The sequence below is a fragment of the Mesorhizobium sp. M7A.F.Ca.CA.004.06.1.1 genome (genome assembly GCF_003999135.1).
Taxonomy (GTDB): domain Bacteria; phylum Pseudomonadota; class Alphaproteobacteria; order Rhizobiales; family Rhizobiaceae; genus Mesorhizobium.
In genome coordinates this window covers 1-538 of the sequence record NZ_RZPQ01001398.1, presented here as the reverse complement: position 1 = coordinate 538, position 538 = coordinate 1, and the positions used below count along the sequence as shown (strand labels likewise).

The 538-nt window shown below is 66.5% G+C and carries 1 protein-coding gene; it reads right to left on the bottom strand.

Annotated features, from left to right (window positions below; translation table 11 throughout):
- Positions 1-214 (bottom strand): hypothetical protein (locus tag EN906_RS37915; RefSeq protein WP_206529301.1); only part of this gene is annotated, 214 nt, incomplete at its 3' end.
- Positions 215-538: the final 324 nt, after the last annotated feature.

Genomic DNA, 538 nt, shown 5'->3' with positions numbered 1-538 from the left:
GTGCGGGCAAAGGCGTGCTCAACCAGTTGCCCGGCACGACCACCCCGGCGCCCGCCGGCAGCACCACGCCGACGCCGCCTTCCGGCAACGACGCTGCGGCTCCAGCGACTGCCCCGGCCACGGCGCCTGCCGCCGGTTCGACGCCGCCGGCGACCAACGGCACGGCTCCCGCCGCACCGGCGACCCCGCAGGTCCCGAACCAATAGTCTTCCACGCTTGAAACCGCGATCTGTGGTCGTTTGAACACAGTCGCGGCAAATGCAGCAAGATCACGAAGATTCGACAGGGTGAGGCGGGGCCTCGCGCTTGAGGCAGCCGCGCTTATTCGACTATAGATTGCGCGCGGCATTTCCGGCGCCCTTGGGGGGCGCTGGGCGACGCCGTGGGCAACAAGCATAGAACGATCGGATCTTCGCCATGCAGCTTCGCAGCTTCATTTTCCTGGGACTTTGCGCCGCACTCGGCATGAGTTCCCCAGCCTCCGCCGGCGTGCCGGCAAATATGGCCGCACAGCCTTCGGCTGAAACAACTTCTGCAA